Annotated in this window: 14 protein-coding genes; 7 read left to right on the top strand and 7 right to left on the bottom strand. The window is 28.8% G+C overall.

Annotated elements, in window-relative coordinates; all coding sequences use genetic code 11:
• Nucleotides 1-5 precede the first annotated feature (5 nt).
• Entirely contained in the window at nt 6-644 is a 639-nt protein-coding gene (gene hflD, locus ERCISPPA3004_RS03090; RefSeq protein WP_157990614.1) for a high frequency lysogenization protein HflD, read from the top strand.
• A 38-nt stretch (nt 645-682) separates the two neighbouring features.
• Nucleotides 683-2,050 carry an adenylosuccinate lyase gene (gene purB, locus ERCISPPA3004_RS03085; protein ID WP_157990613.1) on the top strand — a complete coding sequence of 456 codons (1,368 nt, stop codon included), beginning with the start codon at nt 683-685 and terminating at the stop codon, nt 2,048-2,050.
• Nucleotides 2,051-2,409: 359 nt separating this feature from the next.
• Here purB and cysQ read toward each other — a convergent pair whose 3' ends face one another.
• The 3 genes from cysQ to pitA all read right to left on the bottom strand — a co-directional run bounded on the left by cysQ (nt 2,410) and on the right by pitA (nt 7,699).
• Nucleotides 2,410-3,156, bottom strand: a complete 747-nt coding sequence (gene cysQ / locus ERCISPPA3004_RS03080) for a 3'(2'),5'-bisphosphate nucleotidase CysQ (protein ID WP_157990612.1) — start codon at nt 3,154-3,156, stop codon at nt 2,410-2,412.
• Nucleotides 3,157-4,146: 990 nt separating this feature from the next.
• On the bottom strand, nt 4,147-4,569 hold the full coding sequence (locus ERCISPPA3004_RS03075) for a SoxR reducing system RseC family protein (RefSeq protein ID WP_157990611.1): 423 nt from the start codon (nt 4,567-4,569) through the stop codon (nt 4,147-4,149).
• Between the two features lie 1,627 nt (nt 4,570-6,196).
• Nucleotides 6,197-7,699: an inorganic phosphate transporter PitA gene (gene pitA, locus ERCISPPA3004_RS03070; RefSeq protein WP_157990610.1), complete on the bottom strand. Its 1,503-nt coding sequence runs from the start codon at nt 7,697-7,699 to the stop codon at nt 6,197-6,199.
• A 1,109-nt stretch (nt 7,700-8,808) separates the two neighbouring features.
• Between pitA and ERCISPPA3004_RS03065 the strand changes: the two genes are divergently transcribed.
• Nucleotides 8,809-9,648: a Rossmann-fold NAD(P)-binding domain-containing protein gene (locus ERCISPPA3004_RS03065; RefSeq protein ID WP_157990609.1), complete on the top strand. Its 840-nt coding sequence runs from the start codon at nt 8,809-8,811 to the stop codon at nt 9,646-9,648.
• 977 nt (nt 9,649-10,625) lie between these two features.
• On the opposite strand, the gene rpe is transcribed toward ERCISPPA3004_RS03065, so the two are convergent.
• A complete protein-coding gene (rpe, locus tag ERCISPPA3004_RS03060) occupies nt 10,626-11,339 on the bottom strand; it encodes a ribulose-phosphate 3-epimerase (RefSeq protein WP_157990608.1) in 714 nt (237 codons plus the stop codon).
• Between the two features lie 1,326 nt (nt 11,340-12,665).
• Nucleotides 12,666-13,196 (bottom strand): shikimate kinase AroK, encoded by a 531-nt coding sequence (aroK, locus tag ERCISPPA3004_RS03055; protein ID WP_157990607.1) that lies wholly within the window; start codon nt 13,194-13,196, stop codon nt 12,666-12,668.
• 829 nt (nt 13,197-14,025) lie between these two features.
• On the opposite strand from aroK, the gene pykF reads away from it, so the two are divergent.
• On the top strand, nt 14,026-15,438 hold the full coding sequence (gene pykF, locus ERCISPPA3004_RS03050) for a pyruvate kinase PykF (RefSeq protein ID WP_157990606.1): 1,413 nt from the start codon (nt 14,026-14,028) through the stop codon (nt 15,436-15,438).
• An 849-nt stretch (nt 15,439-16,287) separates the two neighbouring features.
• The gene (locus tag ERCISPPA3004_RS03045; RefSeq protein ID WP_157990709.1) at nt 16,288-17,037 is read left to right on the top strand and encodes a Nif3-like dinuclear metal center hexameric protein; all 750 of its coding nucleotides are present in this window, start codon (nt 16,288-16,290) and stop codon (nt 17,035-17,037) included.
• 818 nt (nt 17,038-17,855) lie between these two features.
• On the opposite strand, the gene djlA is transcribed toward ERCISPPA3004_RS03045, so the two are convergent.
• On the bottom strand, nt 17,856-18,683 hold the full coding sequence (gene djlA, locus ERCISPPA3004_RS03040) for a co-chaperone DjlA (protein ID WP_157990605.1): 828 nt from the start codon (nt 18,681-18,683) through the stop codon (nt 17,856-17,858).
• Nucleotides 18,684-20,248: 1,565 nt separating this feature from the next.
• Between djlA and lptD the strand changes: the two genes are divergently transcribed.
• Nucleotides 20,249-22,591 (top strand): LPS assembly protein LptD, encoded by a 2,343-nt coding sequence (lptD, locus tag ERCISPPA3004_RS03035; RefSeq protein ID WP_157990708.1) that lies wholly within the window; start codon nt 20,249-20,251, stop codon nt 22,589-22,591.
• Nucleotides 22,592-22,653: 62 nt separating this feature from the next.
• Nucleotides 22,654-23,931 (top strand): peptidylprolyl isomerase SurA, encoded by a 1,278-nt coding sequence (surA, locus tag ERCISPPA3004_RS03030; RefSeq protein WP_157990604.1) that lies wholly within the window; start codon nt 22,654-22,656, stop codon nt 23,929-23,931.
• 693 nt (nt 23,932-24,624) lie between these two features.
• On the opposite strand, the gene ispF is transcribed toward surA, so the two are convergent.
• Nucleotides 24,625-25,107, bottom strand: coding sequence for a 2-C-methyl-D-erythritol 2,4-cyclodiphosphate synthase (ispF, locus tag ERCISPPA3004_RS03025; RefSeq protein WP_232037599.1), 483 nt, complete (start codon nt 25,105-25,107; stop codon nt 24,625-24,627).
• Nucleotides 25,108-25,112: the final 5 nt, after the last annotated feature.

The raw sequence follows: 25,112 nt of genomic DNA, 5'->3' as shown, positions 1-25,112 counted from the left end.
TCTCTGTGGCAAAGAATTATCATGATATTATTTTGGCATTAGCAGGTATTTGTCAATCAGCATATTTAGTACAACAATTATCTCATTATGGAAAGTGTCCTGTAGATATTTTTAAAATATCTTTAAGTAGTTTGTTAAACCTTCATCCGCCTTCCATACTAGCTGTATTTGGAAATAAAAAATCTAATATAAAATGCGGTTTAGAAACGCTTCTTGGTCTTTTAAACAGCAGAAGTTCTCAAGGTTTAGTCATTGAGGTTACCCATTATACTATGAGTTTAATGGGATTAGAGCGTAAGCTCAATAAAAATCAGTTGGCTCTAGGAAATTTGACTCATCGTATTGGAGATTTAAACAGACAATTAGAGCACTATGCCATGGAATCTGAGAAGTTTTTAAGTTTAATTGCAGAGATTTATGTAGATATTATTAGTCCACTTGGTTTGCGGATTCAAGTTCGCGGTTCTGCGGAAATACTAAAAAATATTAATATACAAAATAAAGTTCGCGCAATGCTATTGTCTGGTATTCGTTCCGCAGTATTATGGAAACAGGTTGGTGGATCTCGTTGGCAATTTATGTTGTTTCGTAATCGCTTAATGAATGAGGCGCAGCTAATATTAAAAGATCTTTCGAGTAATTAAGTATAACATACCATCACCTTAATCTTAGAGAAGTTATAATGGAATTATCCCCGTTAACTGCTATATCACCGATAGATGGCCGATATGGCGAAAACCTTATACTACTACGGTCTGTTTTTAGCGAATATGGTTTGTTTAAATTTCGTCTTCAAGTTGAAATACGTTGGTTACAAAAGTTATCTACCTGTCCAGATATTCCAGAAATCCCTAAATTCTCTAAGATTGATAATCAATTTCTTGATGCGCTTTTTATAACTTTTACTGAAGAGGATGCTCTACGTATTAAGACTATTGAAAAAACCACGCATCATGATGTTAAGTCACTAGAGTATTTTTTAAAAGAAAAGATGTGTACTGTGCCGACTCTGCATGCTGCATCCAAATTTATTCATTTTGCTTGTACTTCCGAGGATATCAATAATTTATCGTACGCCCTTATGTTAGAGCACTCACGTCAAAAAATTATTATTCCATATTGGCAGCATATGATTACTGCAGTTAGAGGCCTTGCCAAGCAGTATCGAGATGTTCCACTTCTTTCCCGTACTCATGGACAGCCGGCGACACCTACGACATTAGGTAAGGAAATGGGCAATATAGCGTATAGATTACAACGACAATTAGAGCAGTTTAATAATCTGAAGATTTTAGGTAAAATAAATGGTGCTGTCGGTAATTATAATGCACATAAAATTGCTTATCCAGAAGTTGACTGGCATCAATTAAGCCAGAAGTTTGTCATGTCATTAGGTATTACATGGAACCCATATACAACGCAGATTGAGCCGCACGATTTTATTTCAGAGATGTTGCATTGCATAATGCGATTTAATACAATTTTAATTGATTTTAACCGTGATTTGTGGGGTTATATAGCATTAAATCATTTTAAACAAAAAACAATTTCTGGAGAAATTGGTTCTTCTACCATGCCGCATAAGATTAATCCAATAAACTTTGAAAATTCTGAAGGTAATCTTGGATTAGCCAATATTATCATGCAGCACCTTGCAAATAAATTACCAATTTCTCGTTGGCAACGTGATTTAACCGATTCAACTGTTCTTCGTAATTTAGGCGTGTGTTTAGGTCATTCAATGACTGCTTATCAAGCTACCTGTAATGGAATTTTGCAGTTAGAAGTGAATCGCGCTTCCTTGCTTGAGGAACTTAATAATCATTGGGAAATCTTAGCAGAGCCAATTCAGATGATGATGCGAAGATATGGTATTGCAAACTCTTATGAAATATTAAAAGAATTTAGTCGTGGAAAATCAGTATCTTCTGAAGACATCAAGATATTTATTGATAATTTAGCGTTACCAGAGGAAGCCAAAGAGCGCCTTCGGAAAATTACACCATCAAACTATCTTGGTTATGCTGTACAATTAGTTGATAATTTATAAAGTTCTATTTTAGGAAGTTTGATATAATAGATGATTAAATAAGATTTTTTATAATAAAAATAAAAATTTAGAAACATGCTTAATACATGGATATACAGATTTTAGAAGTTAGAGGTAATTTATGTAAAAAAACATAAGTCAATAATAATATCTAGATTAAAAGTATTAAAATTTTATATAAAACATCATTATCGCTTAAAATAAGTAAAGTTCTACAGTAATTTGCTGATCGTTTGTTTTTAGCAGATAGAATGGTATTCTAATAATATTAATTATATTGATTTAAAGTAATTAATGTACTTTATTTGCTTTCTAAAGACATTCTTATAGTTAATTCCAATAAATAGAGAATCTAAACTTTACTTAAAAGAAGACACAAGAAATCCTGGGTTGAGGTATGAGGTTTTTGGTAGATAGTTAATAGATTTGCCTTGCCAATCATTGACCGTAGCGCCGGCAGCTTCTGCTATTGCATGTCCTGCGCCTGTATCCCAAATATTTGTAGGCTCTAATCGTAAATAAAATTGAGCTTTTCCCTCGGCAACCATACAAAATTTTAATGAAGAGCCAATTTTTAATATATGATGGTAACCTATAATATCAAGGTAATGAGACATTTCAGAATCTTTTGAGTGTGAACGACTAATTACTACTACTGGGGGCTTTAGAGGTTTTACTTTAATTTGTATTCGGTTCTTCCTATTTTCTTTCCAAGCTTTACCGTCTATAGCAGAATAAAGCATCGAAAACACTGGCGCATACACCACGCCGAGGATTGGCTTGCCTTTATGTATTAGAGCAATATTAACTGTAAATTCACCATTACGTTTAATAAATTCTTTCGTACCGTCCAATGGATCAACTAACCAATATTTTTCCCAGTTTTTTCTAATCTCCCAGCATATCATCTCTTCTTCTGATAAAATTGGTATTGTAGGGGTTAGTTCTTGAAGCCCTGAAGTGATGATGTAGTGTGCCTTAATATCTGCAGTCGTTACTGGAGAATGGTTTTTCTTTTGTCTAATATTAAGGGGATATTCTCCATCATATACTTGCATAATAGCATCACCGGCTTGACGGGCTAGGTAGCATATTTTTTTTAACACTGAAACTCCCTAAGCTTTTATTTAAAAAGTCTTATAGATAAAAGAGTACTTATGAGCTTTTAGCTCGGATGGTTAAAATATTAGAATATGTATAATTAATATTAATTAATATAAATGTAGCAATATAAATATACTAATAATATTGCAGGAGGTAATTTTTAATTAAAGTATCTATTTTATACAGATAAAAATTTTTAACGGATAATATCGCGCAATCTATATGAAAAATATTATTTTTTGTATAGAGTAATTATTTTACATTCTAATATAAACTGCGATACTAATTAATATCAAAGATATTTATATTAATATAGAATAAATAAATTTTTTAAAAAAAAATCAGTGATAATTTTATTATCTTATTTTACATAAGATTTTATTTACTATGATAGGAATGTTTTTTGAGTATATGCTACAATTTGTAATAATGTTATATTTTAATTGAGTATGAATTTTTGATTTAGAGTTATTAAGAAAGATTCTCATTATATTTATATGTTTAAAAACGAGTAATATAAATAGTATTTAAAAATTTTATGCAGAACTCATATAATCACATCATTTTAGTGATCAAAATGTGATTCTTTCTTATGCTTTAAATAGATTACCGATATCGCATATATTATTTGATTTTTTTAATCTACCTTATATTAAAGTACTGAAGATGATCTTTTTTAAGTTAGACTGTACTGTAATTAAGAGCATAATAATGATGATGTTTGTAGTATATATATAATGACAATTATATATTGTATTATATGCTTAAAATTTATGACTAACTTTTATGGTATCTCGCAGCTTATATATAAATTTTTAATTTAATTTATATAATTGCATATGATATAATTAGTGAGTTTTTATGTTATTAGAAAATAAAAATAAAATATTTATTTGTTCTGAAATAGTAAAAATGTTAATAGTCAAAATATTAATAATCATAGCATTCATCTCAGCAAATATAAAAATAATTATACTACAGAAATTAATATTTTATTTAAGAATCTTTATTTGAAATAATTCTAATCGCATGAGTATTTTTGAAATTTTTTTAATGATTAACATACCCATGGCTCCACCTAAAAATGAAGCTAGTACTGTTACTTGGTTGTTACAGAAAAATATTTGAAAAATTCCACCTACAACAAATAATCCAAATAATGGTGTTATATATATAAAAAATGCTGTTATAAGAATTATATTTTTACTTATAGATAGCTCAACTTGTTGGTCTTTAAAAAATTCTTGTGTATTAAAAACTGTAATTTTATATATACTCCCCGTATTATTAGAACACAAGATAGATTCTAATAAGTTTAAAGCAAGAGAGCAGTTGTTGCAAGCTATATTCTTTTGGACATATAGCTTTAAAATATTATTCTGATATGATGCTACGGTTGCTAATGCCTTGATCATAATATGCTTCCTAACGTTATCTTCTTATGGATGTCTTTGGCATTAGATGTAAAAATATTAATCTACTGCAGTATTTAATATTTGATATAAATAATTGTTACATTAATTAATTTTTAAAAATAGCCAATCATGTTATTTGCTTATGCGTGTTGTAAGTAGATGAACTAACATGATTATATGTTGAATAGGTAAATATATAGACCATGAGATACATAGAATTGTATATACATTTTTATATATGATAATGAGTATATTAATAATACACTCTTAAAAAAGACAAAACCTGAAGCTAATCACGTTACGTAATGTTTTTAGCTAAATTAAAAAATATTATAGATTGTTTACTATTTTAGTTGTAAATTCATGTTATCTTTTAAATATATAGCACGATTGTTATACAATTTCTTTTAATTAATTAATTAATATGAAAAATTCACCATACAGAAGTTTATTTGAGATTTTCTTGTGTTAATGTTTTTGGTGTTTATGAAGAAAATCCACCTAAAATATTATAAAAATATTTATAATTGTAGTGATATTTTAGTTTTATTATAATTTTATATTAATCCAATGGGTAACTTAGAAGCGCATAGAGTATTGATTTGTTATTTTGTTGTTATTTGAAAATAAAATATATAGTGGATCTAACTAAAATATCTAAGATTACTAAGTGTTAATGATTAGTATAGTATACGTAATATCTTTACTTTCATTAATTATTAGTTGTGAAATTATTGTTAATATTACGAGTTATGATCTTGGAGTCATATAATACATCTCTGTACTGAGTTGTGATTCTCTATCGACTAACAAGCAATCTAAAAAATAGAGATAGATTTATTATTATTTTTTATGTATATGATATTTATGTTGAAGTTGCCCGGTATTAAACATCATTATATGATAATAATATGACAGAATATGCTTCTTTTTGTAGCGTGGTAGCGGCTTCAGATGTATTATCAGATCTTGATAAATCATATATATTTATATCTTAGTATATAGTCTCATTAATATTGAGGCATTTTATAGAAAGATATTTGAATTGTTATGTTATGACTGGTAAAATTGTAACAGAATTTAAAAAATTTAAAATTTTTAGAGTATTTTAAAGAAATAAAATCTTCTTAAAGGTGGTTTATCCAATAGTATCTTCAGTACTATTATTAAGAACAATATTATCAATGAGATAATTTAATAACATAAAAAAAATCAAGCACTATAGTGCTTGATTTTAGAAATAATAACTAAAAGAATAAAATTCATTATTGATTGCTTAATAATATTTTAAGTCTTTTATTTTATCATTTTGTAATACATTACTTTAATGATTTTATATATGTAATATTTTTATTAAATATATTTGTAAGTTAAAAGCAATTACTACTCTTGATTAAATATTTAGAGCTGGTAGTAACGCTATCAGCACCTTTTTACGATAGAGATAGTCTGATTAAGTACAGTATAATTATAGTATAGAATAATGAATATTAAAAGTTTTTATATTTAAGATATCTAATTTAATTTTTTCTATTTATCTATGTTTAGATTATCTCTATTATTATATAATCATAAATTTTTTAATAAAAGTCATAGGTTGAGGTTAATTTATAAATATATACAGTTTTTAGATCAATGTGGTTGCTATTGCATATAGGACGCTAGATAATATAATTGCAACAGGGAGTGTGAGCATCCAAGCTATTAAAATATTTTTAACTGTACGACCTTGAATACCACTGCCACTTGCTAGCATAGCACCTGCTACAGATGAAGAAAGGATATGTGTGGTTGATACTGGTATACCCGTGTAACTGGCTACCCCAATAGATACTGCCGCTGTAATTTGTGCCGACATGCCTTGAGCATATGTCATTCCCTGTTTTCCAACTTTTTCACCAATAGTTTGCGCTATACGACGCCAACCTGCCATAGTGCCTAGGGATAGTGCAAAAGCAATTGCTATTATAATCCATAATGGGGCATATTCCACGGTATTGAGTAAATCTACTTTTAATTTTTTTAAAAATAACACATCTGAATTTGTCGTAGTTGGTAAGCGAGAGATCCTGTCTATAGTATCAGCAATATATATCAACAAGCTTCTTAACTGTATTTTTTCTTCTACATTAAGTGCATCATAGCTTACCAGATTATCTAATAACTTCCGCGCTTCTTTACATGATAGTAAAGTATGAGATAAAATAGAATTTTTGACTGAATTTATATAATTATTTTGAACCTGGATGCTTGATATAATAGGTGATACTTTAGTTATCTGTTGTGAAAAATTAGGAATAAGCTTCTGATAATACTGTTCAAGATGAATCACGGCATCACGAGTACGAAAAATATCATAATCGTTAGCATTAATATTGACTGCAAAACTAGAGGGAGCAACACCAATTAAAATTAACATAATAAGACCAATACCTTTTTGACCATCATTGGCGCCATGTGAATAACTAACACCTATTGCTGAAAGAATTAAGGCAACTCTAGTCCAAAACGGTGGTTTTTTTTTGCCATCAAATTTTTCTCTTTCATTGGGTGTCATGTGAATACGTTTTCTTTTTTTATTTCCATCCCAATATCTACGTAGAATGATAATTAAACTGCCAGCAAGTACAAAACCTAAAATTGGTGAAATGATCAATGATGTTAAAATATTAAGCATTTTTGAAATATTTAACGCTTCTAAGAGTGAATGCCCTGTTAAATAGGCGTTAGTAACACTAATACCAATAATACCTCCAATGAGTGTATGTGAACTAGAAGCTGGTAATCCATAATACCAAGTACCTAGATTCCAAATGATAGAGGCAATTAACATAGAGCTAAGCATGATAAGTCCATCTGTAGATCTAGCATTTCGTAGTAGATCAGCTGGCAGTAAATGGACAATCGCATAAGCCACACTTAAACCGCCCAGCAACACACCTATAAAATTGAATACTCCGGACATCACTACGGCTAATTTTGATCGTAATGCCCGAGTATAGATAACAGTAGCTATGGCATTAGCTGTATCATGAAAACCATTGATAGCTTCATAAAATAATACAAAAAATAGTGCTAGTATCAAAAAAAATGCAGTATAATAATCAAGGCCAGAAAATAAATGTAACATCAGAGTTTTGCCATTTTACATATTAGAGAAAAATCTAGAAGTATTGTTTAGACGCATTATGTCTAAAAGTACAAAACATAGATCGTTAGTATCTTGTATATCAGTATCAAGTGGATTGCAATTAAAAATTATAAAATTTTTAGTGATTATGTTCAATCTGTCATTAGCTTTAACTATAGCTAAAAATTTTAAGTTTGTTTACGTTCTTCGTCACTAGCAAATGTCTAACATATTTAATGCTATATAATATTAAGTTTTTTATTAATGGGAAAAAGTCATCTAAGATTTTAAGAATTGTTTTTATTGTGATTGTTAATAGTTATAATTTTAGCGATAAAAGCATTAATTTTATTCTATAAAATTTCATTTAGTTTAATTTAATACACAAGAACTATATCATGTTTAGATTTTGATATGTTTAGATGTGTAGATGTTTTTTAGAAAAAATAAAATTTTGAGGTATTAAAATTTTATAAGATTTCATTTTATATCTTACATATTAAATGTTATTTAATTTAGTTTTATTCTTATCCAAAATAATGGAACATAATAGAAAGAATTATTATAGAGTTATTAATAATTATTTTAGTAACTATTTTTTAAATAAAATCTACTATAAAATAATTTTCTATTATATTTGTATTTAAGTTTTTACATTTAAGTATTGTATTTAGAAGCATTTTTTAGATCAATGAATATTTTTAAGTCTTAGGATAGCTGAAGATTATCTTCATAGATTTATTAGATAGCAAGATAATGTTTAAAATTAGAAAAGAGCGGAATAAAATGTAATATATCAAATGATTTTTTTATATTTTCTATTATTAGAGATAATACTCATCGTTAGTTAACCTGGTTGTTTGATTTAGTTGAATAACTTTATTTAAGAAGTTATCTCTAAAAAAGAGATCATGGACCTTTGAGGTTTCTAGTAGAAGAAGCAGAATGTACAAATAAAAATATGAATGAATAAAAATTTTTATTATTTTAGGAGATAGGTGATATAAAAGTTTATGGCTAGTGTGGTAAAAATCACGTTCTGGATGCAATCCATGTTTATCCTCAATCTTTTATTACTAATAAGTTCATTGGTTACATGGAGCTAAAAGATGAAACGTGTGGCAATTATTGGGTTAGGATGGCTAGGTTTACCGTTAGGCATGTCTTTGATAGAAAGAAGTTGGCAGGTTAGTGGCAGCAAGACTACTCAGGACGGAGTAGAATTGATTAGAATGTCTGGGATTAATAGTTATCTTTTAAAACTTACACCAAAGCTAATGTGTAACAAACAGGATTTAAAAAATTTACTAAATGTAGATGCTATGGTTATTACACTGCCTTTAACTCAAAAAATTACTAGTAACACACAGAGTAGTGACTATCTTTTAGCTATACAAAATTTAGTAAACGTTGCTTTAAATTTTTCTATTACTCAAATAATTTTTACTAGTTCAATTTCTGTATATGAGAAGAGTTCTTGTAGCATTAATGAGAATACAACAGTTAAACCTCATAGTTTTACTGCACGTGTTTTATTAGAGGTGGAGAACTGGTTATCTTGTTTAAAAATGGTGTCAGTAGATATTTTAAGATTAGCTGGACTAGTAGGGCCAAAACGTCATCCAGGTACCTTTTTAGTTGGTAAAACTGTATTAAAAAATGGATATCATGGTGTTAATCTGGTACATCTTGATGATGTTGTTGCAGCTATAATCTTATTATTGAGCCGTTCTTCTGGAGGGAACATTTATAACTTGAGCGCCCCAGAACATCCAGCGCGTAATAAGTTTTACCCTCAAGCGGCTAAAAAATTGGGTTTACCACCGCCAAGTTTTTATTTTAATGTTAATGACAGTAGAGAATTTGGGAGGATAATTGATGGTAGTAAAATTTGTCGAGATTTAGGATTTGTTTATTGTTATCCAGATCCAATGTGTATGATAGCATAATTATGATTCAGGCACTCATGTTATTAGAAGTATTTGTCTTATAGAGTATAATATCGAGTAATAACTAGATGTATGGACGTTAAACAAAAAAATATGAATATATAGTATAAGTAATTCAGAAAATTTTTAGTATACAATTTCAGAATATACGCGGAATAAAACAGAAATTTATAGAACAGTATTACATAGAGTAATTATAGATAAGTAACCTTTATATAAAAAAGGTATTGTATATATAAAATAAATCATACAGTATTGCATTAATTATAGAGATCACAATTAGTATAAATACATTAATTACATGTAAATTTATTTTTCAAATAAAATAATTTTTAGTGGATCTATCATTTTTGATATAGCATAATGATAAAATCATTAAATCATTAAATCATTAAATCTATTAAATCTATTAAATCTATTAAACCTATTAAACCTATTAAACCTATTAAATCCTATTAATCATATTTAGAAGGTTAGAATCGAAAAGAAGTTTTGAAAACTATAGTCTAAAAATTATAAAATAAAACTAATGAGAACGCCGCTTGTAAAAATTCAAGGTAATAATAATTTCTCTATCATAAATCTTATCGTAAATCTTTAAATAAAAATATCCTTCTTTCTAGTCTTGGTTGAAATATAAATATATATATTTTTAATTGTAATTTGTTAAAAATTATTGATAGATAAAATATTTATTAACGAAAATCCATACGGTTTTAATAAAATTATTTAATCATTAACTGAATCCTTATTTAAATTATTAAGCTCTATAAAATTATTAGATAGTTCTGGTTGATTTAATGTTATTTCTGTTTTTATAGAATATTTTAAAAAGTTTACATTGTTTGAGTATGCCGGATTAATGATTTTTATAGAACTAAATTGTTTTTTATTTTATCATAAAGATCTTTTAAAATACTATACAAATGCAGCAAGACTAAGACTGTTAACCAGAATCTTTAATGACGTAAAATCTTTCAAGAGCTAATGATAAGCGTATGGTTTTTACAATATGATTCAGGTATCGAATTACTTATTATATATCGCATACCATCAATAGCCTTTTTATAATCAATTTGATTAAAAATGGCAGAACCTACTACAAACATATCGGTGCCTGCGGCGGCAATTTCAGAAAAATTATTTATTGTTATCCCCCCATCAACTGCTAAGCAGATATCATAACCACTTTGATTAATAAGTTGTCTAACTTGATGTATTTTATGTAAGGCATTTGGAATAAATAATTGACTACTAAATCCCGGGTTAACAGACATGACAACAATTATGTCTAGTTTGTGCATAACATAATCAAGAATATTGAGAGGTGTAGCAGGATTTAATGCTAAACCTGAATAACAACCGCTTGTTTTAATTAGTTGCAATGTACGATCAATATGCTTAGATGCTTCTGGGTGAAAAGTGATATAATTGGCACCTGCTTCTGCAAAATAAGGGATGATGTGGTCAACTGGCTCTACCATTAAGTGAACATCAATGGGTGCAGTTATTCCATAATTACGGAGTGCTTTTACAACCATTGGTCCCATGGTAAGATTAGGCACATAATGATTGTCCATAACATCAAAGTGGACTAAATCACCTCCGGCATCTAGTGCTTTTGAAATGTCTTCTCCAAGTCTGGCACAGTCTGCGGAGAGAATTGATGGAGCAATTAAACATTTTTTCATTCAAGAGTCTCCTTTTTATTTCCGCAGCCCTTTTAATGTTATCATAGTATTACTGCAATATTATATTATATGAAGACTTATAGTGATTATCAACTTAATATTAATAATTATTAGCATCGCTCACTTACTGGTTGAAACGTGTATGTATGATCTATCTCATAATACTAGATTACAGTTATGATAGGTTATTGTTGAGATCAGAAGGGGGTAGTCTTTTGATTATTTTATAAAAATTGTCTTTAAGTAGAGGTAAAAATAGTAGTGTATACTACACCTTAATTTTTAAGATATGTAAAGCATAGTGTATCATCATATGATTGATTTTAATTATAATAGTTTTGTTTTTAGCATTGAAATGTTTTTAGCATTGAAATATAGACTTTTATGACCTGTAGATTTTGGTTTTGTTTATGTAAATATTATTGTTTTTATCTAGGATTGATATAGGTGCTATATTTTATTTATGAGCATCATAAGAATGACATGATAAAAATATAATAAAAACAATATTATAAGCTTAAGGTTATATTAGATTCGTTTTAGTTTTATAGTAGAAATCTTGATATGAATTGTAGGTTTTTCTAAAATATTAATCTCAGTTTATCTGTCTTATGTTTAATAATTCTCACGTAATATGTTATGGTACATTGGTAGCTATTCTAAACGTATAATTATTAAATTATCAGATTATTTTTATAATATATTATGTATCAAATATAAAATTAAAAACAATTCTTTTGGAATATGTATATGTAGCAAAAGATGAGAAAAATAAGTCTGTATATTGAATCGTTTATAACTAAGATCAAAAAAGACAATAATACTAATGAGCATTGAATACATCGAAAAATTAATCATTTAATATAGAATATTTATTCTATAAAAGCTCATGGATTGTTATTTTTTATTTTTTTAGCAGTTGCTTGCTAGAGATTTAAAATAAATTATGACTCTTCGGGTTGGTATTAAGTATATTGCCTGATATTATGTGTTTTTATTTTGTATTTGAATTTTACATTTTTCTAATTTTATCATACAGCTGACAGATTTTAGAATTATTTAGCAAAAATGATATCTAGCTTATATTTTTTTAGGAATTATTAGTGAGAATATCAGTATACTTTGTAATATTTTTATTTTGTTGTTTATTTTATCTATATTGCTCATGAGCTTAAGATATTAATTTTCAGTTTAATTTTATGTATTTATTTAAACACATAAAGTTTTAATGACTCATAAAGATTTTTTTGTATAGTATAAATAGAAGTCTTTATTATTTTTTTTGTGAAATGTATTTTCTATACAGTTAACCAATTCTCGAGATAGTTAGTTTGATATATTTGTTTTTAGAATTTGTAAAATTTTCTTTACAATCAACCTTGGACTTTGCTTGTTAGTATGTATGGTGACGTCAGAAATTTCTTTATATAATAGATTTTGTGCATCCAATAATGCTTGTGTGGTCATTTTGAAATAACTTGTAGTGATAGGAAGTGGATATTTTTTGTTATGATAAGTACGTTCTAGTTTACTTAAAGTGGTTATTTCGAGATGTATTACCATGCCACGAGTAGAGAGATGAGTGCATGTATTTTGTGATTGTATGCAGCTTGTTCCGGCTGCTAACACAATACCTCGTTTCTTTGTGAGCTCAGCGATAATTTTTTCTTCGCGAGTGCGAAATCCGATTTCTCCCTCGACATCTATAATCCAATCTATATTTACTCCACTACGGCGTTCAATTTCATAGTCTGAATCAAAAAATTCCATTTGTAGCAGTTGCGATAAATTACGTCCAATAGTACTTTTTCCTGAACCAGCGGGGCCAACTAAAAAGATGTTATGTTTTTTTGTCATATTATAGTCTTACAAAATGGGATGCATAAATAATACTCTATTCATCATCATTCATGAGGGATAGAAAATGATATTTTGGTATGCTATTAAAAATAGAGAGTATATTAAATGTAAATTATTTTTATAATAATCTTTAATAAGTTATAAAAATAATACTATTTTCAGATAAACAAACACCATCCTTAACATGAATAATACATGAAATTGTAATGTTTAGGTTCTTTAAACTGTAATTTTTAGTTTTTAGGAAAGTTCTCTTATTTTATAATTTTTTAGTATTCCTTTCTATGATCCAAAAATAATTATATCATATCACGTAATATTGATGCATGAATATCAATATATTTTTTAAAAAATAATAGATTAGTATAGATTATGTGATAATGCTTTTGTAGTTGTAGGTATTTTTATGATCTATGTTTATAGATGTATATTGTATTTATATTTTACAACTTACTAGCTATCGGAGCATAAGATTACATCTAAAGAACTCCTGATTAAATGCTCAATTTTACTCAAATGTTACAGTTGACTTACAAGTCAATAAGTAAAGCTATATGTATGTATTTTATTTGTAAAAGAAAAGCATTTCATTCTAAGAACTGAAATCTATAATTTAACTAGCACAGATTTTATATCTTCAGTTTATAAGCTAAATCAGATAACTAGAGAGAATCACTTGCGCAGTATTTTATTATATTATAAATATAGCATATATTATAGATACAATTTTATAGCTATTATATATTAGCATCAAGGTTACAAAGGTGCTCGTAATTGATCTCTTTGGTATATGTATTAATTTATCTAGGATATGATAAAAATCATTATGAAAAAAACAAAAATTGTTTGTACGATCGGCCCAAAAACTGAGTCAGAAGAGATGCTTTTAAAACTTTTAAAAGCTGGAATGAACGTTATGCGTTTAAACTTTTCTCATGGTAATTCTCAGGAGCACGCCCAACGTATTGCCAGGTTGCGTAATGTTATGAATATTAGTAGGTATCAGGCAGCTATTCTTCTTGACACTAAAGGTCCAGAAATTCGCACTATGAAATTAAAAGATGGCAAGGATGTTTCTTTAATAGCTGGGCAGGTATTTCATTTTACTACAGATCCAAATTTTATCGGAACTTCTGATGGGGTAGCAGTAACTTATCCAGGTTTTTCTACAGACTTAAATATTGGTAACACTATTTTAGTAGATGATGGTTTAATTGGTATGCGAGTGATTTCAGTAACAAGTAATACAGTTACATGTCAAGTGCTAAACAATGGAAAGCTTGGCTCTTATAAAGGCATTAACTTGCCTGGTGTTTCAATTAATTTACCAGCATTAGCAGAGCAAGATAAATTAGATCTGATTTTTGGATGTAATCAGGATGTTGACTTTATTGCTGCTTCTTTTATTCGTAGCTGTTCTGATGTTCTGCATATTCGAGAACATCTAAATTCTCATGGTGGCGAGCACATTCAAATTATTTCTAAAATTGAAAATCAAGAAGGTTTATATAATTTTGAAGAAATTCTTAATGTGTCTGATGGTATTATGGTTGCTCGTGGTGATCTCGGTGTAGAAATCCCAGTTGAAGAGGTAATTTTTGCGCAAAAGATGATGATTAAAAAGTGTAATTATGAACGTAAGGTGATTATTACTGCTACTCAGATGCTTGACTCGATGATGAAAAATCCAAGACCAACCCGCGCAGAAGCTGGAGATGTAGCCAATGCTATCTTGGATGGTACGGATGCTGTTATGTTATCTGGTGAAAGCGCAAAAGGAAATTATCCAATAGAATCTGTTGATATCATGGCAAATATTTGTCAGAGGACTGATCGTGTTATGCGGAGCGTTTTAGATTTCCAGAACGATAATTGTACAATGCATATAACTGAAGCAGTTTGTCGTAGTGCGGTTGAAATTTCCGAAAAACTTGAATCTCCATTAATTATTGTAGCTACTGAAGGTGGAAAATCGGCTAAATCTTTACGTAAGTATTGTCCATCTGCTACTATTTTAGCGCTCACAACTAATGAAAAAACAGCAAGGCAGTTGCAATTGAGCAAGGGTGTTGAAACATTATTAGTTGATAGATTCACTTCTACAGATGATTTTTATAGACTAGGTAAGGAAGCAGCTGCGGCTAATGGCTATGCTAAAAAAGGTGATACGTTAATAATGGTATCTGGTGCGCTAGTTCCTAGTGGTACCACTAATACATCATCAGTGCATGTATTATAACATGAGTAGTTTTTTTTATTAGCTGACTTATCACAACTAGATTAATGAATTTTATTGTTATAGTGAAATTATAGAAAGTATTATTAATTAAAAATTAAATATATTTTATTTTTTACAATCTTTAACAATCCTTAAGTAGTAATTTGAGTATGAGTAAAGAATTTTATTAATTAAAGATTAGTGAATCGAGAGTACTTGAGAAAGCTGTGTAAAATCAAACTATACAATTATAAAAGTTTATTTTGTTATTTTTTTTGATGCGTAAGGGTTTTTAGTGGTTTGGTAGCTAATATTAATTATATCTTAAGAGAATTATTGATCAACTCTTGCTAGAATACTAGATATTAGACATAACATGATATACCCCCCATTATATTACTTCGTATACAGCTTAATTAACCAGTAATCATTAGTTATATTAAAGTATACTTATGTATTTACTGTTAGTTTGCTTAATACATGATGATAGCATTGAGCCGTGCCTATGCATCATAAGTAATATGAAAATCGTTCGATAACTATACTTATCAGAAAGGTATATTAAGGATAGTCGCGCTTTGTTAAATATGTAATATTATCTGCTTAGTTTAGTGTGTTTTATACACACTATATAGTTTAAATTATTAGGAGTTTTGTGGTATGGTGTGTTTTTTATATATGATATTATGCAATAATATATAGATACTTTTATTATTATGGTGATAATCTTTAACTTATTTGTAGATGATCTGATTAAGACAAGCATTCTAGTGTTACTAGATTAGATCTAATGATTTTTCTAGAAATTTAGTATAAAAATATATAGATTAATTAAAGATAAGATATAAAATAACAGGATGAATGGTTATGATATCTAATTTTGAGTTAGAAAAAAAGGTCAATCAGCTTTTACATACCGAGACTTTTAATGATAATGTGATTAATGGTCTTCAGGTAGAGGGGCGTAGGCAGATTAAGAAAGTGATTACTGGCGTTACTGCCTGTTATGATTTATTAAATGAAGCTGTTAGATTAGATGCAGATGCAATTATAGTGCATCATGGTTATTTCTGGAAAAATGAACCTACTGTTATAAAGGGCATGAAACGACAACGATTAAGAATACTTCTAGTACATGATATTAATCTTTTTGCTTGGCATATGCCATTAGATATTCATCCAAAATTTGGAAATAATGTAAAATTAGCGGAATTGTTAAATATTAAAATAAAAGGGAATATAATACATCCCCTAGTTCTATGGGGAACTCTTAAAAATCCAGTAAGTGCAGATAAATTTAAAAAGTGTCTCTCTGTGGCACTAGGGAGAGAGCCTTTACATTATTATGCACAGAACGCACCATTATTGATTGAATGTATAGCTTTTTGTAGTGGAGGTGGGCAGAGATTTATTGATCAAGCTGCTGATTTTGGCGTTGATGCATTTATTACTGGTGAGATATCAGAACACACAGTACATAGTGTAAGAGAGCAAGGCTTACATTTTTTTGCTGCAGGGCATCACGCTACTGAACGTGGCGGGATTCAGGCACTAGGTGATTGGTTGTCAAGACAATATAATATTGAGGTTATATTTATTGATATTAATAATCCTGTTTAATGTTCTTTATGTGTAAAAAGAGCAATTAGTTGAGTTTTTTTGATAAAATCATGCTATTTAATAGCAATCTCTTTAAAGATGCTTGTATAATATTTTTTATAATCTGATTTTTACCAGATAGGGTTTGAGGACTTAGAGTAAGTAATCTTAACAGATCATTGTACATTATAGGCATAGTTATTTAAATTTTGTATAGATTTTGTATAGTAGTCAAATATTAATAAATAGTATTTTAAATAATTTTAGTTAATTCGAAAAAAAGTAAAATTTATACATTATATACTACATATAATAATTATTATCTATACAATAATATACAATTTTTGTTGTATAATATAAATGTAGTTTTTAAATAGAGTAGTATAATCAGTGTTTATAATTGTCATTGTGTATAACAGTACAAGTATTAAAAAATAATACTTAATGGGAACAATAAAATAAATTATAATACACACTTACAAACAATAACAATATATTTTAAAATTTATTTTTATGAAAATTATCGAGGTTTTTCATAAACATAATCGCTTTCTCAATAATAATAAATAAATATAAGTATCACATATAGGTTTTGTGGTATTTTTGTAACTTAATTAAATAAACATAATAGCTGTTTATTATATTTTTATTCATATCAAATCACATACTGTAGACTTACAGATATGTTGTATGTATTTTAAAATTTAAACTAATATAGATATGGATTTATCACTCAGGTGATAAATTTTATGTAGTACATTAAAAATAATTATCTACAATATACATTGATATACATATTTTTTATCTAAAATTTTTTCTATTTTTAGTTAGGTTAAATATTATTTAAAACCTTTTTTACGTTTAATGAGGTTATAAGCTGCTTGTAGTGCTTGTGTTTTTTGTTTTGCCATTTGCATCATCTCTGGCGGTAAACCTTTTGCTACCAATTTATCTGGATGATGCTCACTCATTCTTTTGCGATAGGCTCTTTTAATTGTGGTAGCATCGTCATTACTTGAGACTCCCATCATGGTGCAGGCATCCTCTAGTGTAGGGCCTGTGGTTTCTGGAGTGTAATTATTGGTATTTTTTGAGGATTGTTCATTTTGATAGCCGCCCCCAAACTGTTGTCCGCTTTCCATCATTTGTAAAAATTGATTGAATTGTGCATGTGATATTCCTAGTTCTTCAGCAATAATATATAGTATCTTGCGTTCATTAGGATGTAAAATGCCATCAGAAAAAGCTGCTTGCATTTGAATTTCAAGAAACATACGTAGTAGATCAAAACGATGAATACAGGCGATACGCAGTTCACGTAATTTGTCTCGCATAGGGTAGTTTACATTTTTTCCCTCACGAAAAGCATGCTGTGCTTCTGCACGACTCACTCTATCTAATCTCATTCGATCCATTAATTGGGATACTATTTGAATGTCTGCGTTTGTGACTCGCCCTTTTGATTTAGTTAAATGCCCTAAAACTTGAAAAGTAGTACAAAAGAATAGAGATTGACGTATTTTTTTATCAGACATATCGTTTTGATAAGTAGATGAGCGAGCTCTATCAAATATATACCCCATAAGAAGACCTATTAGGATACCCCAGAATCCTAAACCGGACAGTATACCCCAAGCCATTCCTAACATTCTTCCCCAATAGTACATAAACTCCTCATTAGGTCATCATATTTCTGAGATCTTTTGAAAATATTAACTTTTACTTTCAATGTAAAAGAAAATTAATATATATCATCATAATGTGATTTTTCTACAAAACATAATATATATCGGATTTTTCTATGTTTTAAAACATTGTCTCATATAGGTTTTTAATAATTTTCAAAATAAATGTATTGTGAGAAAACTGCCAGATTTCTCATCTTAATAATCTCTTATCTATTATAGGAATCTTAAATTTATTTTAGATTTTTGAAGTTTAATTAGGTGTATTTACATTTATAAAGTATTCTCTCTATTTGTTATCAATTGATTTGAGCGTGACATGTTTTGTAGTTAGTTAAACGACATAAGATTTTTCTGGTAAGCCCCATTAGTAGAATGCGTTCTGTGTTTTGCTACAATATAATCACAGATTTATCGAGAGTTGTTCTCACCTGTAGGCTAGATTATCTCTAAAAATTAATGTTATTACTTATATTATTAACTTATAGAGGTGCAGGGTAAGTCCTAAATTATTATATAACTATTTTTAGAATCTTTCATGTGATGTGATTCTTTTAGTTGAGAATATGCTATAGCATATTCTTATTTCATTATCTACCATAGTGTAATAATTGCAGGTTAAGTAATCGCATTATTAGGTGGAGAGGTTTTATTATAAAAATTAAGTTGTATTGTTTTCTAAAATAGATAAGCATTCTTAATGAGAATAATGGTCTATTTATAAACCATGTTTATATAAAAATATTATTTATCTGTATATTTTGATTATACGGTATTAATAGTAACATGTGTATGTTTGATTGCATATTTCGATTTCTTAAAACAATATTATACATATGCTCTCTTGCATTAATAAAGAACATTATTACTTAAAATAATGCACTATTTTTATGGCTTGATTTAAAATAGTTATAAAATAACTAAAAGATAACTAAAAGATAATTATAATTATCTTTTATACGCACACGAAGATGTTATAGAAAAATCTACAAATTTTAAAAAAATATAAAATTATAGTTTTATATTGCTAGTAAAGATGAAAAGTATAACAACAAACATATATCATTATCTGCAAGAATGTCTAGTTTCTGATTAACGTGTGCATATCTTCTATATAGAAGATGTTATTATCACTCAGGTGATGTATATAGTATTATAGAATAATACTTTTATATAAGTATATATAGTTTTGTTATAACTATGCACCTAATATTAATATAGATCATGTATCTTTATTCTATCAGCTCGCAGTGAGACACATATTAGTTTTAGAGTATATTTTAGGTGGGCATTAGATTGAGCAAAGATCTTGAAATGCTTTGATTATTAGAATCATTATTTGCATAATACCATATAATAATGCAATCTATAATTGCAGAGCATTTTTTTCGAACCAGTGGTATTTTTTGAAAATATAGGTTATTTCTTGATTTTATCTCATTATAATATAGCGAATATTTTAGATATATCAGCTATATATAGACAATAATAAAATATTATCTATACATGAGAAAAATTATAGTTCTTATGGAATTTTAATGCGGCGCATGAATATAAGGCTATTTGTATTGTTGATTTCGTTACTTACATTAGTATTTGCTAATAAGAGAACGTTAGCGAATAACTTAATAACAGAACCAATTATTAATGGTCATCAAGATGATCACTTTCTTACTCAGAAAAAAAGGATAGACCAGTTACCTGTAGTGGTTCACTCAGACACAGCTCAGGGCACTTATCCAGATAAAGTAATATTTAGTGGTCATGTTGATATTCAGCAAGGAAGAAGACATATTAAATCTGAGAGGGTTCAAGTTAGTCGCTCTGCATCTAAAGGCACAGAAAGCCCGATACATACTATTCTTGCATTAGGCAAGGTGTGTTATTATGATAATAAGATAATGTTAAAAGGTTTGAGAGCTTGGTCGAATCTCAATACCAAAGATACTAATATTTGGGGAGGTGATTATCAGATGATTGGGCGCCAAGGAAGGGGTGTGGCTGATCAAATACAGTTAAGAAATTCTAATCGTTATACAATTTTAAAAAATGGAACTTTTACTTCTTGTCCAATAGGGCAAAATAGTTGGCATATTGCTGGATCAAAGATTGTTTATGATCACGACGAGCAGTTAGCTGAAGTTTGGGGTGCGCGTTTTAAATTGGGATCTATACCAATTTTTTATAGTCCTTATTTTCAAATACCAGTAGGTAAAAAAAGTCGTTCTGGTTTTTTAACTCCTCGCGCATATTATAATAAAAATGGCGGTTTTCAATATTCTCTTCCTTATTATTGGAAGATTATGCCAGGGGCAGATGCTACGTTAATAGCACATTACATTAGTCGAAGAGGTATACAGTGGCAAAACGAATTTCGTTACTTAATAGGTGGCAGTGGTACTATTGAGTTTGACTATTTAAATCATGATCTTCTTTATCAGACGGAACACATTAAGGCTGATAGATCTTTTAATAGATGGTTATTCCACTGGCAGAACAGTAGCGTATATTTAGAAAATTGGCGATTTAAAGTTGATTATACAAAAGTGAGCGATCCGTATTATTTTTCAGATTTAGATTCAATTTATGGTACAACCAGTGATGATTATATGACTCAAAAGCTTAGTTTTGGGTATGCTGAACATAATTGGGATGCAATGCTATCAATAAAAAAATTTCAAAGCTTATCAGTCAAAGATCAACAGGATACTTATAGTGCGGAACCACAATTTGATTTGAATTATTATTATCGCCATTTTTATCCGCTGTATGGACACTTATACGCTCAGATCTCACGGTTTGTTAATGTGGATTCACATATGCCGAGTGCAATGCGTTTTCATTTAGAGCCAGATATCAAGTGGTCTCGTATAAAGGACTGGAATGCGATACGCGCTTCAGTAAAATTATTTGCTACACATTATGAACAATATAATATTGAATATTATAATTTAAAGCAACAACATACACTTAAATTACAAAATTCAGTCAATAGAATTTTACCACAATTTACAATTGATGGTAGCATGCGATTTGAGCGTAATATGAATTGGTTTACAGATTATAGGCAAATGATAGAGCCTAGAGCACAGTATCTCTATATTCCGTATTGTGATCAGAGTTCTATTCAAGCTTATGACTCTACGCTTTTACGTAGAGATTATTATGGTCTATTTCGAGAGAGCACGCATAGTGGTCTAGATCGTATCACTTCTGCAAATCAAATAGCTACTGGTTTTATAATGCATATTACTAACCCAAATCTGTTAGAGCGTTTTAATTTTTCTGTAGGACAGATTTATTCATTTAATACAGTACATGGTCATCAAGCTTTTCTTCGGAATCAGGCTCGAGGTTCTGTAGTATTAGCAAGTGATAGTTATTGGAAAATTACTGATAATTTATCAATGCGCGGAGGCGTTCAGTATGACGTACATGTAGATAATATTTCTCAAGGAAATACGATTATAGAATGGCGTTATGATTCTGGACATGTTTTGCAGTGTAGTTATCGGTATACGAATGCAGAGTATATGAAGAATATTCTGGCGCATTATAGTAATCAAGATCGATATGATAAAGGCATATCGCAAGTAGGTGTTATTGCTAGCTGGCCTATCATGAACACATGGTCTCTAGTTGGTGCTTGTTACTATGATCTAAATACTGAGTCAATAGCCGATCAATTAGTAGGTATGCAATATACCTCCTGTTGTTATGCGGTGCGTTTAGGTTATGAGCGTAAAATTAACAGTTGGGAGCAGAATCAGAGTCAGTATGATAATAAAATTTCATTTCATATTGAACTGCGTGGTATGAATTCCGATCATGAGTTAGATTCTGACCAAATGTTATCTGAAGGTATTTTACCTTATCAAAAAATTATATAATATTATGATTTTTAAAATATCACTAACTTAAAAGCAGGAGACGTGAGAATGGATAAAGTATGATGAAGTGGAAACTATTAATCCTTGGTGTATTGTTAATGCCTGAAATTGTTTTTTCAGCGCCAAAAGTTTTAGATAGAATTACAGCTATTGTAAATCAAAACATAATATTAGATAGTGATGTGGGTAGTGTAATACGATCTATAAAAATACAGGCGCAAAAATCTGGTAAAAATTTACCTCATGTAAATATTTTATATTCTCAGGTTTTAGAAAAATTAATAATGGACGCAATTTTACTACAAAAAGCAGAAGAGTCTGGTATTTATGTCAATGATGAGCAACTAGAAGAGGCGATTTTAAATATTGCTAAAAATAATCAACTAAATATAACTCAGTTACGTAGTTATGTGGTAGAGCAGGGGTTAAACTATGTTGCTTATCGCGAACAGGTTCGTCAGGATATGATAATAGGGGCATTTATTAACAACGAAGTGCGACATCGTTTAATTATACCGCCTCAGGAGGTGGACTCGCTAGCTACGCAGATATCTTTGCAAAAACGTTCTCAGGTTAATTTTAATCTTACTAGCGTTTTTCTTCCATTACCAGTACATCTAACACAAGAACAACTGACTAACCAAAAAAAAATTATTCAACAATTAATTCAGAGTATTAATAATGGTTTAGATTTAAATAAAATAGATATCTTCAAATTTAACACCTTACATCCTATTCAAAAAATTGATATGGGTTGGAAAAAAATGCAAGAACTACCGTCTCTATTTTCTAAATCTTTAGCATTTTCTCATAAAGGTGACATTATCGGTCCGATTAACTCTAGTACAGGTTGTTATATTTTAAAAGTTAATGATATACGTGGTGATGACAATAAGTCATTAGTAACTGAGATACATGCTGATCATATTTTGCTCAAACCATCAGTAATGATGTCTAATTCTGAAGCAAAGAAAAAGTTATTGCATGCTGCCATGCATGTGAATAGTAAAAGATCTTTTAATGAAATGGCGGAAACATTTTTGAAAGAGTGCGGCTCATCATGTAATATCAATGATTTAGGTTGGGTCTCAGTAGAAAAGTTTGATGTAGAGTATCGAGATATTCTAAAGAATCTTAAAATCGGGCAGATTAGTCAGCCTGTTCATTCTGTATTTGGATGGCATTTAATGCGCATTCTCGATCTTCGTACAATAGACAAACGATATGAAATCCAAAAAGAACAAGCTTATCATTTATTATTTAATCGTAAGTTTTACCAAGAAATGGAAAATTGGATGCAAGATGAGAGAAATTCTGCCTATGTTAAAATTATTACTTAAAAATCCAATGTATGCAATTAACTGGATGATTTTAATCAAAAAGATAGATAATCGTTACAAGATGATAACTAAATTGTTCTTTTTCTTCTGTTACGATTGGATTAATTGATTGGGTTTGTTATGTATTTTTGATCATGTTGAGAAACATGAGTTTTCACTCAAGTCATTTGTATTTAAACAATAAAAATTAAAATATTTACTTATTTAATATATAAGTAAATATTTATTATATGATGTATTTATTTAATGCTATTATAGATGAAAGATATATATAAATAGTATTTAAAGTAAAAAAATTCAATTAAAGTGATTTTAATATTTAACATATAAGGCAGAAGCAGATCAATGTACATTAATTAATGTTTATTAGACGGTCTGTAGGACATGATTTTCCTGATCTTATAAAATTAGAATCAGTCTTTAGATCTTAACAAGGCGGCATAGTATTGGGTGTTCATAAATTCTAACATGATCAGAATTATTAATTTTAGTTATAAATATAATAAAATTATCGTTAATATCCATTATGATAATTTATTTTTTTGTAATGCCTAACTTCTGGTTTTTATCATTAATAAATATCTTTTTAAAAAAATATCAACCATACTGATTAAATAATATTTAAATTTTAGTATACACATATTATACATAGTTTTAGTCTAGGGTTTTATGATCTATAGTAGAAAATCTTGCTTAAATTGTGTAAGATTTTTTTAACAATAAAACAGCTTCACAGGCAATGCCTTCTTTTCGTCCAATACATCCTAGTTTTTCTGTAGTTGTAGCTTTGATATTCACGCTATCTCTATTGATACATAAATCTTTGGAAATATTTATACGCATTTGTGTTATATATGGCATAATTTTTGGAATTTGCGCAATGATTGTAATATCAATATTTTCAATTTGATAGTTTTTTTCTGTAATACGTAGAAAAACTTCACGTAAAAGAAAGCGACTGTCTATCCCTGTATAAAGAGGATTGCTGTCGGAAAAAAGAGTACCTATATCCCCAAGAGCTGCTGCGCCAATTAATGCATCAGTGAGCGCATGAAGAGCCACATCACCATCAGAGTGAGCCAAAAGTCCTTGACTATTAGGAATTAGAACACCACATAAAATTAGTGGCCTAATGCCACCAAATGCATGTATGTCAAAACCGTGACCAATGCGCATGATAT

The organism is Candidatus Erwinia haradaeae (assembly GCF_900698995.1).
Classification (GTDB): domain Bacteria; phylum Pseudomonadota; class Gammaproteobacteria; order Enterobacterales; family Enterobacteriaceae; genus Erwinia_E; species Erwinia_E haradaeae_C.
Note: the sequence above shows the minus strand (reverse complement) of the source record. Positions and strands in the feature narration are given on the sequence as shown.